Here is a 12,791-nt window from a genome sequence, read left to right on the forward strand (position 1 = left end):
ACGGAACGTCAATAATGACTGAGGCACCAACAGCGGACTTTCCCTATGACAGGCTCCTACAATGCGATTCTGGTAATCGCGTCCTACTGCGTGGCGGTGATCGCGTCCTACACGGCCATCTATTTCGGTACCCGGGTATTTCATTTCGACGGGGCTCAGCGGCGTAACTGGTTGGTCGCTGGCGCACTCTGTCTGGGCACGGGGATATGGTCCATGCACTTTGTAGGCATGAGTGCCTTTGAGATGCCCATGGAAATGACCATGTCGTTCAACGCCGGGTTGACGGTCTTGTCCTGGCTTCCGGCGCTGGTGGCGTCGGGGCTGGCACTGCACGTGATCACCTTGCCCCGGGTCAGCGCGGCGGCCATCGCGGCCGCGTCACTGATTATGGGGGCGGGTATCTTTTCCATGCACTATCTGGGCATGTATGCCATGCAGATGCAGCCGGCGATTCAATACGATCCCGTCTGGGTATCGATCTCCGCCGCGATTGCGGTGGGAGCATCCGGGGCAGCGCTGATGATCTGTCGCAAAATCCGCGACGTGCCGGTCCAGTATGCGGTGTGGGTCAAAGCCCTGGCGGCCCTGGTGATGGGTGCGGCCATTTGTGGCATGCATTACTCGGGGATGGTCGCGGCCATCTACCCGATGGACGGCGCCATGGACCAGGGTAACCACTTGCAGGGGAACTGGATGGGGGTGCCCACGGCGATCGTCGTGAGTGGCTTGCTGCTGTTGGCGATCTATGTTGCTTACAGTGATCTTCGGGCGCGGGACCGGGCGCGGCAAGCGCAGGAACGGGCTCAGGATCAGGCCCGGCAGGCGGCCTTCTACGATGCCGCCACGGGGCTTCCCAATCGCAGTCACCTGGAGCGTCAGCTTCTGGAGCGGCTGACCGTCACCGCGCGGGGCGCCCAGCCCGAACCTTTCCTGCTGTTTTATGTTGAGCTGCAGAATCCGGATGACGCGCAGGTGCTGGAAGTGGCTCAGCAGCTCAAACGCAGTTTCAGTCGCGCCGAGCAGGTGGTGCGCTACAGTAGCGACAGCTTTATGGTTTTGCATCAGCCTTTGTCGGGGGAAGAGGTCAAGCGGAAGCTGGTGACCCTCAACACTGCGTTCCTGAGTAACGCCTCGATCGGTCGATGGGGGTGGGGGGTGAGTCAATACCCGGCATCGGCGAGTAACAGTCGCGGCCTGATGCAGGGCGCGCAGCGAGTGCGGGAGTGGTTGACGCCCGAGGATGCCGCACCGGGCGGGCGTCAGGTGGCCTGAAACACGGTTAAAGGCAACGTACAAAAAAGCCAGCACTCACCGAGTGCTGGCTTTTTTGTTGGGGCGGGGCCGTAGCGTGTTGCGTGGACCCCGGAGCGCGCCGATCAGCCAAGAGCCTGAATGGCGGCGTCGTAATCCGGCTCGTCCGCCACTTCGCTGACCAATTGGGTGTAGCTGACCTTACCGTCCTGATCGACTACGACCACCGCGCGGGCATCCAGTCCGGTCAGCGGGCCCTCGACCATGCGAACGCCATAGCTCTCGGCAAAGTTGGAGCGGAAAGCCGAGGCGGGAATCACCTGGTCCAGTCCCTCGGCGCCGCAAAAGCGTGCCATGGCAAAGGGCAGATCTTCAGAGACACAGAGAACCACGGTGTTGTCCAGGGCGCTGGCCTTCTCGTTGAACGAGCGGACCGATTGCGCGCAGGTGGGTGTATCGACGCTGGGGAAGATGTTGAGCACCACTCGCTTGCCTTTAAAGTCACTCAGATTGACTTCTGACAGGTCAGTCTTGACCAGAGTGAAGTCAGGCGCCGCACTGCCTTTCGCGGGCAGTTCACCACTGGTTTTAAACGGGTTACCTTTCAATGTAACAGTTGCCATGCTGTGCTCCTGCTGGATGGTGACATGAGAAATCGAACCGGCCTGTGCGCTGGACAGGCCGTAAAACATGCATTACAACGCTGGTGCGGTGTGATTGCAAGTGCCGCTTACCATTCTTTAACGCAACCGGAATTGTTTATGAGCGTCACTGAGCCCGCTTCTCAAGCCACATCTGGCCCCTTGGCGGCCATCGCCCGCTGGGGCAATCGATTGCCGGCACCTGCGATGCTGTTCCTGTGGCTCACTCTGTTATTGGTACTGGTATCCGCGGTCGTGGCCGCCTTTGATGTATCCACCCGCCTGCCGGGGCAGGATGAGCGTATTGCGGTGCGCAGCCTGTTGAGTGCCGAGGGGATTCGCTGGGCGCTGACTCACACGGTTGAGAACTTTGTTTCCTTTGCGCCGGTGGGCACGGTCCTGGTGGCCATGCTGGGTTTGGGGGTGGCCGAGCACTCCGGGCTGTTGCGGGTGTTGCTGGAGCGCCTGGTGCGGTCCACTCCGCAGGGGCTGTTGAGCTGGATGGTGGTCTTTGCCGGCATTCTGTCCAACCTGGCCATGGATGCGGGCTACGTGGTCCTGATTCCTCTGGCGGGCCTGATGTTTGCCGCCGCGGGGCGACCACCCTTGGCGGGTATCGCAGCGGCATTTGCGGGGGTGTCCGCCGGGTACAGTGCCAACCTGCTGATTGGTCCGGTGGACGTCATTCTCAGCGGAATGAGTACCGAGGCGGTCGCCATCGTCGCCCCCGAATACACAGTGGGTATTGAGGCCAACTATTACTTTGCCGCCGTGTCCACCCTGGTGTTGAGTGTGCTTGGAGCCTGGGTGACTGAGCGATGGGTGATGCCCCACCTGGCCAGGAGCGAGGGCCCAGAGCGGCTCGCGGAAACGGCTCCCGATGAGGAGCACACCCTGTCAATTGCAGAGCGTCGAGGCCTCTGGCTGGTGGCGGTGTGGACGCTTCTGTTTGTTCTGGTTGTTCTTGTGGCGGCGGTTCCGGAGGGGGCGCCGCTGCGTGACCCGAATAATCCGGGGTTTCTCGGTTCAGCGGCAATGCAAGGCATCGTGGTGTTGATTGCATTCTATGCCGGTGTGGCCGGCTGGCTGTTCGGGCGCGTCAGCGGCCGGTATGGCAGCAGCCAGGCGTTGGTGGAGGCCATGGAGGGAACCATGGCGACCATGGCCGGTTATCTGGTGCTGATGTTCTTTGCCGCTCAGTTTGTGAATTATTTCTCCTGGAGTCAGTTGGGCACCTTGCTTGCCGTCAGCGGTGCCGAGGGACTGCAAGGCCTGGCATTACCGAACAGTGTTTTGCTGCTGGTGTTTGTCTTTATGGCGGCGTTTATCAATCTGTTTGTCGGCAGTGCATCCGCCAAGTGGGGGCTGTTGGCGCCGGTCTTTGTTCCCATGCTGTTTTTGTTGGGGATCAGCCCGGAGGCGACCCAGATGGCCTTCCGGATTGGTGACAGCAGCACCAACATCATTACCCCGCTGATGCCTTATTTTGGCGTGGTGGTGGCGTTCGCTCAGCGCTATAAGCCGGACCTGGGTATCGGCACACTGATGGCGATGATGTTGCCCTACAGCCTGGTGTTCCTGCTGGGTTGGAGTGGACTGATGCTGGTGTGGTTCTGGCTCGGTTTGCCCCTGGGGCCCGGTGCGTCGATGCTGCTCAATTGAGGTTGCAATAGGGGGGCAAACTGCGCATAATGCGCCCCACTCGACCACAGCCACCGGCTGTTTCAGGGGGATTCCCCCGGCGTCGAGCGACTATGGTGGCCTTTCCGGTCCCCTCGCAATGATCAGCTGTGAACCCCGCCAGGCCCGGAAGGGAGCAACGGTAGCAGTCAGTCATGTGCCGGGGTGTGGCTGGTCAGGTCACCACCCATCTCCCCCCTTGTTGGTATAATTCTGTCGTTCCCGTAGGGGCCGAGCGCAGCGGTGTAGACCTGCACCCGCCGTATATATCACCGGGCATCTTCCGGTATACTCCCGCCCTGGTTTTGATATTCTGATCCACTGAGGAAGGCATGAGCTACCAAGTCCTGGCCCGCAAATACCGCCCCCGCACCTTTCGGGAAACCGTGGGGCAGGAGCATGTGCTCCAGGCGCTGATTAACGCCCTCGACCACAACCGGCTTCATCACGCCTACCTCTTTACCGGCACTCGCGGTGTGGGTAAAACCACCATTGCCCGGATTCTCGCCAAATGCCTCAACTGTGAGAGCGGCGTCAGCTCCGAGCCCTGTGGTCAGTGCTCCGCCTGTACGGAAATTGCCGAAAACCGCTTTGTCGATCTGATTGAGGTGGATGCGGCCTCGCGCACCAAAGTGGAAGACACCCGTGAGCTGCTGGAAAACGTCCAGTACGCGCCCACCCGGGGCCGCTATAAGGTCTACCTGATCGACGAAGTGCACATGCTCTCCGGGCACAGCTTCAATGCCCTGCTCAAGACTCTGGAAGAGCCACCGCCGCACGTCAAATTCCTGCTGGCCACCACCGATCCGCAGAAGCTGCCGGTGACCATTCTGTCTCGCTGTCTGCAGTTCAACCTGAAAAACATGAACCCGGAGCGGATTGTCCAGCACCTGCAGGAAATTCTGGAAAAAGAGCTGGTGCCGTTCGAGGCCAGCGCGCTGTGGCTGCTGGGGCGATCCGCCGACGGCAGTATGCGCGATGCCATGAGCCTGACCGACCAGGCCATTGCCTACGGCTCCGGGAAAATCACCGAGGCCGAAGTGCGGGCCATGCTGGGCACGATTGACCAGCGGGCCATTTACGAGATGCTGGCCGCGCTGGCGGTGCAGGATGGCCGGGCGCTCCTCGGAGCGGTAGAGCAAATGTCCGAGCAGGCGCCCGATTATGCGGCCGCACTGGCCGAACTGCTGGCGCTGCTGCACCGGATTGCCATCGCCCAGGCGCTGCCGGAAGCGGCGGATAACAGCCACGGTGACCGGGACAAGGTGCTCGAGCTGGCCCAGCAGATGCCGCCCGAGGACATTCAGTTGTTTTACCAGACCGCCTTGCTCGGCCGGCGAGACCTGCCACTGGCGCCGGATCCGCGCGCGGGGCTGGAAATGGTGCTGTTGCGGATGCTGGCGTTCAAACCGCAGGGATTGGCCGATATTCCCAAGAAAGCATTACCGCAAGGCGCCAGCGACACACCGGCCAGCCCGGGTGAGCGCCTGGCCGAGCAGATTCCCAAGCCGGCTCAGGCGGCCGAGACACAGACGGCTCAGACGGCCGAGGCAACGCAGGCTCAGGCCGCCGAACAGATGACGCAGGGAGCGTCGGAACCAACCCCGACCGCAGCGTCGACCCCGACCCCTGAAGCGACTGACCAGCCTGGTGCGTTGGAGGAGCCCGCCCAGGCCCCAAAGTCGGTCCCTGACAGCGTCTCCTCGCCGGCTTCCGAGCCGGCCAGCGCCGCTCGGCAGCCGGTCGAGGCCGAGCTCCCGAAAACGCCCGAGCCGGTTCATAGCGAGTCTCCCAAAGTATCGGAGCAGGCCGCCCCGGCGGCGAGTGCGGCCGCGGAAGAGCCACCGCCCTGGGCCGACGAGGAGGTACCGCCGTTCGATGGCCCTTATCAGTCGGCACCCACGGCGCGGGCGCAACCGGCGGATCGGGCACCGAATGAAGCATCAGCGCCGACGACGACGCCGGCGGCACGGCCGAATAATACCGGCGCTGCAGCCCCGGCTCCCGAGCCCGCCAACGCGGCCCGGGCCAAACCGGCGGTGCCAAAGGTGGCCCTGGAAGAGACCCGTCCGGACAACTGGGCCCAGGTCTATCTGGGGTTGAGCGCCACCGGCCTACTGCAAAGCACCGCCGCCAACTGTGTGCTGGTGGGGCGGCAGGGCAATGAGCTGAATTTTATGCTCGATGAACGTCACAGCGCCATCTACGACGAGAGTCAGCAACAGCGACTGGCGGATGTGCTCAGTGATTACTTTGGCGAGTCGGTGCGCGTGCGTATTCAGCCGGGCACGGTCGAGGCCGAGACACCGGCGGCGCAGGCCATGCGGTTGAAGGAAGAGAGCCGGGTCGAAGCGCTTGAAGCCATGAAAAGGGACCCCATCGTGCAACAACTGGTCGAACACTTTGGCGCAACGTTGCGCGAAGACACGGTACAGCCCCTGGAATAGGGGCGCTATTGATGAGGTGAGTTATGAAAGGTTTGGGCGATTTGATGAAGCAGGCCCAGGAAATGCAGGCCAACATGCAGAAGATGCAGGAGGAGTTGGCCCAGGCGGAAGTCACCGGGCAGTCCGGCGCGGGTCTGGTCTCAGTGGTGATGACCGGGCGCCACGACGTGCGCACCGTCAACATCGATGACAGCCTCATGAGCGAAGACAAAGAAGTCCTTGAGGACCTGATTGCCGCGGCGGTGAACGATGCGGTACGTAAAGTGGAAGCCAACAGTAAGGAAAAAATGGCTAACATGACCTCCGGCATGGGCATTCCGCCCGACTTCAAAATGCCGTTTTAAGAGGCGACTATGGCATCGGTATTCAGTCCACTGATTGACGAGCTGATCTCCTCGCTGCGCTGTCTGCCGGGGGTTGGCCCCAAATCGGCCCAGCGTATGGTGCTGCACCTGCTGGAGCACAATCGCGACGGCGCGGCGCGTCTGGCGCGCAGCCTGGAGCAGGCTATTGATGGCGTAGGGCGCTGCCAGCGGTGCCGCACTTTAACCGAACAGCCAGTCTGCGGTATCTGTGAGAATCCGCGGCGGGACGGCTCGGTCCTGTGCGTGGTGGAGACACCGGCGGATGTGGTGGCCATCGAGCAGGCCGGTGGCTACCAGGGTAAGTACTTTGTGCTCCTCGGCCGCCTGTCGCCGATCGACGGTATCGGGCCTGAAGACATTGGCATCGATCAGTTGGTCAATCAGTTGAAAACCGGTGCGGTCAGCGAAGTCATCCTCGCGACCAACCCGACCATGGAGGGGGAGACCACAGCCTTCTACATCAGTGAGCGGGCCAAGGATCTTGGCGTCACCGTATCCCGAATTGCCCACGGGGTGCCGCTGGGGGGCGAGCTAGAGTTCGTCGACGGCGGCACGCTAGCCCACGCATTTTCCAGTCGAAAGGCCTTATGACGACCATACCCACAGAGCCCATCTGGATTGACCAGGACGCCGAACTGGCTGAGCTGTGCGAGCGGTGGAGCCAGCAGGGCGCCATTGCGGTGGACACCGAGTTTATGCGCTCGGAGACCTTCTACCCGATCGCTGGCCTGCTGCAGATCGGCGATGGCCGCGGCTGTTACCTGATCGATCCGCTGGCCATTGAAAACCTGGAGCCGCTCAGAGACCTGTTTCAGAATCCGGCCGTGACCAAAGTGCTGCACGCCTGCTCAGAGGATCTGGAAGTGTTCCAACGCTGGTTGGGGGTGGTACCCGAGCCACTGTTTGATACCCAGATCGGCGCCGCCTTTGCCGGTTTCGGCTTTTCCCTGGGTTACGCGAATCTGATTCAACAGCTATTGGGCATCGAGATTCCCAAGGGAGAGACCCGTTCGGATTGGCTACAGAGACCCCTGTCGGTCCCTCAGAAAAAATACGCGGCGCTCGATGTGGCGCACATGCTGGTCATCTACGGCAAATTGTTGCAGCGCCTGAGAGAGCAGGGGCGCCTGGATTGGGCGCGAGCGGACAGCGCTGATCTGGTGGCGAACGCCAAGAGCACGCCAGACTTCAATGACTATTACCGCAAGGTGGGGTCGGCCTGGAAGTTGCGCCCGCGGGAGCTCGCCGTGCTGCGCCGGCTCAGTGCCTGGCGTGAGCGGGAGGCGCGAGAGCGCGATCGACCGCGCAACCGGCTGATCAAGGAAAATGGCCTGTGGGAACTGGCTCGCCGTCAACCCACTGACCTGGCCCAGTTGCGCACGCTCAAGGAGGTGCCCGCCCACACCCAGAAAGAGGAGGGCGAGGCGCTGATGGCGGAGATTCGCCTGGCGTTGGAGGAACCGGAATCGGGCTGGCCCGAGCGACTGGAGCCGCCCCTGGGTAAGGCCGAGGCACCCTTGATGAAAGCGCTCAAACGCTACGTCCGTGAACTGGCGGAAGCCCAGGATTTACCGCCGGAGCTGCTGGTGCGCAAACGTGAATACGAGGCCATTGTCCGCTCCGGCCTCAACGGTGGGTCCTTCGAGTTGCCCGAGCGGCTACAGGGTTGGCGCCATGAGCTTCTGGGGCAGGGTCTGCTCGAGACGGCGGAAGCGCACCGGGCGGACGTCGAGCCGCAACAGGAGCCCTCATGAAACAGTTGGTTGAGATCTTTCGCAGCCCGAAAGAAGAGGGCATGTACCTCTACGTCAAACGCGAAGAGGGGCTTGAGCGGGTTCCGGAAGACCTGCTTCGGCGGTTCGGCACACCGCAATCGGCCATGGTGCTGGCGCTGACCCCGGAACGTAAATTGGCGCGTACTACCGCCGAGCGTGTGTTGGCCTGCCTGGAAGAACCCGGTTATTACCTGCAGATGCCGCCCAGTCCCCACGCGGATGCGGAGGCGGCTCAGGTTCGCCTGCACAACTCCAAATTGGGGCATTGAGACTTGGCACAGCAGGCTTTCTGGGAGCGCAAATCGCTTGGAGAGATGACCGCCGAGGAGTGGGAGTCCCTCTGTGATGGCTGCGGTAAGTGTTGTCTGCACAAACTCGAGGACGAAGATACCGGGGAGATTCTCTACACCGATGTTGCCTGCCGTTATCTGGATTCGGCTACGGCCTGCTGCAGCGACTACCCCAACCGCCAACGCAATGTCCCCGACTGCACCGTGCTGCGCCCGAAGGACGTCTCCGATTTCCACTGGCTGCCCTCGACCTGCGCCTACCGGCTGCTGGCGGAGGGTATCCCGCTGCCGGATTGGCATCCGCTGATCTCCGGCGACCCCGCGTCGGTGCGCCGGGCCGGGGTGTCCGCTGCTGGACGTTTTGTTTCGGAATCCGACGTGCCGGAAGAGGAATGGGAGGAGCGAGCGGTGCTCTGGGTCTGACCCGGGGCCGCTTCGATAGTGATGAATACTCAAGAGCTGAACACAGGAGCCGACAACCTATGACAACGGGATACACCCTTGCCTGGATCGTGTATTTGGTAGGAGCCTTGGCGCTTCTGGTCACCGCTTGGCGGGTGACCCGGGGATTTCGGCGTGAGTGGCGACACCTGCTCCTGGAGTCGGCCGCCGCACTGTTGCTGACACCCGGTCCAATGTTGGTTGACGACGCCGTTTTCCTGGCTCCGGCGTTGTTTGTGCTGGTGCTCGACGGCCTGTTCGATACCCTGGACAGCGCCTCGCGGTCCGGACTGATCATGTTGGGCGTCTGGTTGGTGGCACTGGTCATATCGCTGATCTTCCAGTTGCTCGTGCGCCCCCGACCCGCCCAGCCCGAGGCGGACTGAGATTGCCGTCTGGGGCAAACCTGCTATAACTAAGAGTAATTAAACGCTCACACCGATTGCCTTCTTTGAGTATTGAGGGTTGGGCGTTTGCACAGGAGAACTTCATGGCAAATCACATTTTCATTCTGGCGGCGGTCATGAGTATTGCCGGCGTCTTCGGCGGGCTAATCAACTACTATCAACTGACCCAGGAGCGTGATGACGAGGCGGCGCTGCCGCGCTGTATCGTGCTGGGTATCGGCGCGGCGTTCCTGGTACCGGTGATTCTGTTCTTTGTTCAGAGTGACCTGATCACCCAGATCCAGGAAGACCCTTCGCGGTTGCTCATCTACACGGGCTTCTGTCTGATCGTGGCGATTGGCTCCCGCCTGGTACTGACCAGTACCCCAAAACGCATTCTGCGTGAGGCGCAGGTGGCCCGTAATCAGGTTGAGGCCATGCAGCACGAGCTGCGGGTCATGCAGGAGGAGTTGCTGCCGCTGCTGGATACCGAAACCGAGCAGGACACCGATGTCGATGACAACGCCGGCCCCCTGAATCCGAACGAAGAACTGGATATTGCCGCCAGTAAGGTTCTCAAGACGCTTGGCGTGGGGCGGCACATCTATCGCTCCATGGCGGGCTTGTGTCGCGAGGCCGGGGCGGACGAGACGACCATCCAGAAGTCACTGAACGTGCTGGTCAACCGACAGCTGGCGGGCAAACTCAATACCCGCAAAGGGGTGCGCTGGTACCTGACCGAAAAGGGCCGCCGCGCGCTGGACCTGCTGGTCTGACCATGAAAACCGGGTGCCGGGCGGCGCTGTTGATCCTGGGGCTGGTGCTACTGGTACCGCTGTCCGCCCAGGAACCGCAGACCGAGCAGGCCGATATCCGCCTGGTGGTGGATATCTCCGGCAGCATGAAGCGCACCGACCCGGACAATCTTCGCCGCCCGGCGCTCTCTCTGCTGGTGCGCCTGTTACCCCCGGGCGCTCGGGCGGGGGTGTGGACCTTTGGGCAGGAGGTCAACGCCCTGATTCCTCACCGGGAGGTTGATGATCGCTGGAAGACCGGAGCGCTGGAGCGCGTCGGTGAGATCAACTCGGTTGCCCTCTATACCCATATCGGGGCGGCGCTGGAAGGCGCGGCCTACGATCGAGCCGAGCGCTCGGAGGGCGCCGCCCCGCGCACCGACATCATCCTGTTGACCGACGGGGTGGTGGACGTCAGTCCGGACCCGCGAATCAGTGCCCGGGAGCAGCAGCGAGTGGTGAATGAGCTGGTCCCCCAGTTGCACGCTCTGGGTTACCGGATTCATACCATCGGCCTCTCGGATGAGACCGACGAGGCACTGTTGCGCGATATGGCTCGTGGTTCGGATGGTCTGTTCAGCAAAGCGCGCAACGCCGAACAGCTGATGGACAGCCTGCTGCAGATTTTTCAGCAGACGGTGCCCGCCGAGCGTCTGCCAATTACCGGTGGGCTGTTCCTGATCGATGACAGTATCCAGGAGTTTACCGCTCTGGTGCGCAAGGCGCCGGATCAGGACGCCACCGAGCTCACCTCACCCGATGGCCTTCGCTATCATGCCGCCTCCGAGCGCCCCGATCTGCACTGGTACGGCACCCCGGACTACGATCTGATCACGGTGACCGATCCATCCCCCGGTCGCTGGGAGATCAACGCGCAACTGCAACCGCACAGCCGGCTGACCATCATCAGTAACCTGCAACTGGTGGTAGAGCCCCTGGTCAACAACATCAATGTTGGCGAGCCGATTCCGGTCAATTTTTATCTGAAGGACCAGAGGGGCATTGTCAGTAACCCCGCACTGCTGGATCTTTTGACCTTGACGCTGGAGCTCAGCGGTACGGTCGAAAGTGAGTTGGCCCTGAAAACCTGGCAGGGGCCTCCTCCCGAAGACGGGCGTTATGAGTTGGTGCTGCCGGCACCCCGTCGCCCCGGGGATTATGAGCTGCGGCTGACACTCGATGGCAAGAGCTTTGAGCGGCTGTTCACGCACCGAATGACTGTGGCCTCCCAGTTTGATGTCAGCCTGACCAAGCGGCTTGACGGGGACAATGTGCACTGGGATCTGATGGTGGACGGCAAAGAGACCATCAACCCCGGGCAAACTGATGTGGTGGTTCACATCCGCCACTCGGGCGGGCACAGTGAAGTGCTTACCCTGAAGGCCGAAAGCCCCGGTATCTGGCGCCATACGTTGAGTCCCGAGGAGCGGGCCAACTACCGGATTTCATTGCAGGCCAGCGGTCAGACAGTGGACGGGCGAGCGTTTGAAGAGCATCTGCCGACCCAGTACTTTACCTACCCGGAAGAGGGGGATCCGCAGCCGGACCCGCTGGGCGATGCGATCGGTTCGCTGCGCGAAGAACTGGATGACAGTGTGGCCGCCGCCGAGCGCGCACGACAGGGACAGGACAGCGAGCCACCGCCCTCGACCCTGACGTTGGGGCAGCCCAGTGTGGTCGACACCGAACCCGCCGGCCCGGAAACCGCAACCGCCGAGCCGCGGGAGCCTACGCACCCGCTGCTGCTGGCCGGCAGCCTGGTGCTGGCCAACGGCCTGCTTCTGGTGCTCGCTTATTTTGGCTATCGCGCCATCATGGGTGGGCGCAAAACCCAGGTGTTGGATGACACCGACGATGAACCCGCGCCGTCTGACACCGGCGCACCTCCCCCCATGCAGCAACTCGAGTCGGAACTGGAGTCGCCCAGCGATTCACCCGACACACCCGCGCCGACGCAACCGCCGCCGCCCAAGCCGGCGTCAGCGGACGAGGAAGAGTCGCTTTTCCCTTTGGGTGACGATCAGCTGTTTGACGATAACAGTGATGACCCGAACGGCCGGTAAAATGTCGCATAGCGTGATGCTATCAATGTGATAAAAGTGTATTTGCGCCCCAGCCTTGAAAAGGCGCTGTTCCGCACGCATACATCCAATTAAGCTAATTCAATCGGGGCCCCGTCAGGTGGGGCCGCTATTCATCCATTGAGGAGAAGGTCATGGAAATCGATATTGGTATCAAACAGAGTGATCGTGAGCAGATTGCGGAAGGCTTGTCGCGGTTGCTGGCGGACAGTTATACCTTGTATCTGAAGACCCACAATTTCCACTGGAACGTCACCGGCCCGATGTTCCAGACACTGCACATCATGTTCGAGGAGCATTACACTGAGCTGGCCGAGGCGGTGGATGTGATCGCGGAGCGTATCCGTTCGATCGGTTTCCCGGCGCCGGGTACTTATAAGGAGTTTTCCGAGCTGAGCAGCATCAAAGAGGAACCGGGTGTTCCGAGTGCGACAGATATGATTAAACGTTCCGTCGAAGGGCATGAAGCGGTGGTCCGCACCGCCCGCTCGCTGTTCCCGGTGGTAGAGTCAGCCAGCGACGAAGCCACCGCCGACCTCCTCACCCAGCGCATCCAACTCCACGAAAAAACCGCCTGGATGCTGCGTAGTCTGCTCGAATAATGTGAATCATGGGCGTTTGGTAACGGCGGATGCGGGCT

General features: G+C 61.7%; 13 protein-coding genes and 1 other RNA gene. 13 read left to right on the forward strand and 1 reads right to left on the reverse strand.

The annotated features are described in order from the left end of the window. Window positions 1–45: 45 nt before the first annotated feature. Window positions 46–1,272 (forward strand): MHYT domain-containing protein, encoded by a 1,227-nt coding sequence (locus B3187_RS06120; protein ID WP_123636937.1) that lies wholly within the window; start codon window positions 46–48, stop codon window positions 1,270–1,272. Between the two features lie 104 nt (window positions 1,273–1,376). Here B3187_RS06120 and tpx read toward each other — a convergent pair whose 3' ends face one another. Beyond that, window positions 1,377–1,874, reverse strand: coding sequence for a thiol peroxidase (tpx, locus tag B3187_RS06125; protein WP_123636938.1), 498 nt, complete (start codon window positions 1,872–1,874; stop codon window positions 1,377–1,379). Window positions 1,875–2,012: 138 nt separating this feature from the next. Between tpx and B3187_RS06130 the strand changes: the two genes are divergently transcribed. From B3187_RS06130 to B3187_RS06185, 12 genes are all read left to right on the forward strand, one after another. After that, window positions 2,013–3,554, forward strand: a complete 1,542-nt coding sequence (locus B3187_RS06130; protein ID WP_286805138.1) for an AbgT family transporter — start codon at window positions 2,013–2,015, stop codon at window positions 3,552–3,554. 102 nt (window positions 3,555–3,656) lie between these two features. Beyond that, an RNA gene (gene ffs, locus B3187_RS06135) (signal recognition particle sRNA small type) lies at window positions 3,657–3,752 on the forward strand. Between the two features lie 152 nt (window positions 3,753–3,904). Continuing rightward, window positions 3,905–6,019 carry a DNA polymerase III subunit gamma/tau gene (gene dnaX, locus B3187_RS06140; RefSeq protein ID WP_123636940.1) on the forward strand — a complete coding sequence of 705 codons (2,115 nt, stop codon included), beginning with the start codon at window positions 3,905–3,907 and terminating at the stop codon, window positions 6,017–6,019. Window positions 6,020–6,042: 23 nt separating this feature from the next. After that, window positions 6,043–6,363, forward strand: coding sequence for a YbaB/EbfC family nucleoid-associated protein (locus B3187_RS06145; RefSeq protein WP_123636941.1), 321 nt, complete (start codon window positions 6,043–6,045; stop codon window positions 6,361–6,363). 9 nt (window positions 6,364–6,372) lie between these two features. Beyond that, entirely contained in the window at window positions 6,373–6,975 is a 603-nt protein-coding gene (recR, locus tag B3187_RS06150) for a recombination mediator RecR (protein ID WP_123636942.1), read from the forward strand. Next, a complete protein-coding gene (rnd, locus tag B3187_RS06155; RefSeq protein ID WP_286805142.1) occupies window positions 6,972–8,138 on the forward strand; it encodes a ribonuclease D in 1,167 nt (388 codons plus the stop codon). Before recR ends, rnd begins: the two co-directional genes overlap by 4 nt. Beyond that, window positions 8,135–8,428: a YcgL domain-containing protein gene (locus tag B3187_RS06160; RefSeq protein ID WP_286805144.1), complete on the forward strand. Its 294-nt coding sequence runs from the start codon at window positions 8,135–8,137 to the stop codon at window positions 8,426–8,428. Before rnd ends, B3187_RS06160 begins: the two co-directional genes overlap by 4 nt. 3 nt (window positions 8,429–8,431) lie before the next feature. Continuing rightward, the gene (locus B3187_RS06165) at window positions 8,432–8,872 is read left to right on the forward strand and encodes a YcgN family cysteine cluster protein (RefSeq protein ID WP_123636944.1); all 441 of its coding nucleotides are present in this window, start codon (window positions 8,432–8,434) and stop codon (window positions 8,870–8,872) included. A gap of 59 nt (window positions 8,873–8,931) precedes the next feature. Further along, window positions 8,932–9,276: a hypothetical protein gene (locus B3187_RS06170; RefSeq protein WP_286805146.1), complete on the forward strand. Its 345-nt coding sequence runs from the start codon at window positions 8,932–8,934 to the stop codon at window positions 9,274–9,276. A gap of 104 nt (window positions 9,277–9,380) precedes the next feature. Continuing rightward, window positions 9,381–10,052, forward strand: a complete 672-nt coding sequence (locus B3187_RS06175; protein WP_123636946.1) for a YEATS-associated helix-containing protein — start codon at window positions 9,381–9,383, stop codon at window positions 10,050–10,052. Window positions 10,053–10,054: 2 nt separating this feature from the next. Beyond that, entirely contained in the window at window positions 10,055–12,133 is a 2,079-nt protein-coding gene (locus B3187_RS06180) for a vWA domain-containing protein (protein WP_286805149.1), read from the forward strand. 152 nt (window positions 12,134–12,285) lie between these two features. Next, window positions 12,286–12,753, forward strand: coding sequence for a Dps family protein (locus tag B3187_RS06185; RefSeq protein ID WP_024459655.1), 468 nt, complete (start codon window positions 12,286–12,288; stop codon window positions 12,751–12,753). Window positions 12,754–12,791 lie beyond the last annotated feature (38 nt).

It is taken from the genome of Marinimicrobium sp. UBA4209 (genome assembly GCF_002381585.1).
In the GTDB taxonomy this organism is placed as follows: domain Bacteria; phylum Pseudomonadota; class Gammaproteobacteria; order Pseudomonadales; family Cellvibrionaceae; genus Marinimicrobium; species Marinimicrobium koreense.

What these genes read in the sequence shown, in the direction of transcription:
- rnd (WP_286805142.1), top strand. Translation starts at nt 6,972, where the DNA reads ATGACGACCATACCCACAGAGCCCATCTGGATTGACCAGGACGCCGAA.
- B3187_RS06180 (WP_286805149.1), top strand. Translation starts at nt 10,055, where the DNA reads ATGAAAACCGGGTGCCGGGCGGCGCTGTTGATCCTGGGGCTGGTGCTA.
- B3187_RS06120 (WP_123636937.1), top strand. Translation starts at nt 46, where the DNA reads ATGACAGGCTCCTACAATGCGATTCTGGTAATCGCGTCCTACTGCGTG.
- B3187_RS06175 (WP_123636946.1), top strand. Translation starts at nt 9,381, where the DNA reads ATGGCAAATCACATTTTCATTCTGGCGGCGGTCATGAGTATTGCCGGC.
- dnaX (WP_123636940.1), top strand. Translation starts at nt 3,905, where the DNA reads ATGAGCTACCAAGTCCTGGCCCGCAAATACCGCCCCCGCACCTTTCGG.
- B3187_RS06145 (WP_123636941.1), top strand. Translation starts at nt 6,043, where the DNA reads ATGAAAGGTTTGGGCGATTTGATGAAGCAGGCCCAGGAAATGCAGGCC.
- B3187_RS06170 (WP_286805146.1), top strand. Translation starts at nt 8,932, where the DNA reads ATGACAACGGGATACACCCTTGCCTGGATCGTGTATTTGGTAGGAGCC.
- B3187_RS06130 (WP_286805138.1), top strand. Translation starts at nt 2,013, where the DNA reads ATGAGCGTCACTGAGCCCGCTTCTCAAGCCACATCTGGCCCCTTGGCG.
- B3187_RS06185 (WP_024459655.1), top strand. Translation starts at nt 12,286, where the DNA reads ATGGAAATCGATATTGGTATCAAACAGAGTGATCGTGAGCAGATTGCG.
- tpx (WP_123636938.1), bottom strand. Translation starts at nt 1,874, where the DNA reads ATGGCAACTGTTACATTGAAAGGTAACCCGTTTAAAACCAGTGGTGAA.
- B3187_RS06160 (WP_286805144.1), top strand. Translation starts at nt 8,135, where the DNA reads ATGAAACAGTTGGTTGAGATCTTTCGCAGCCCGAAAGAAGAGGGCATG.
- recR (WP_123636942.1), top strand. Translation starts at nt 6,373, where the DNA reads ATGGCATCGGTATTCAGTCCACTGATTGACGAGCTGATCTCCTCGCTG.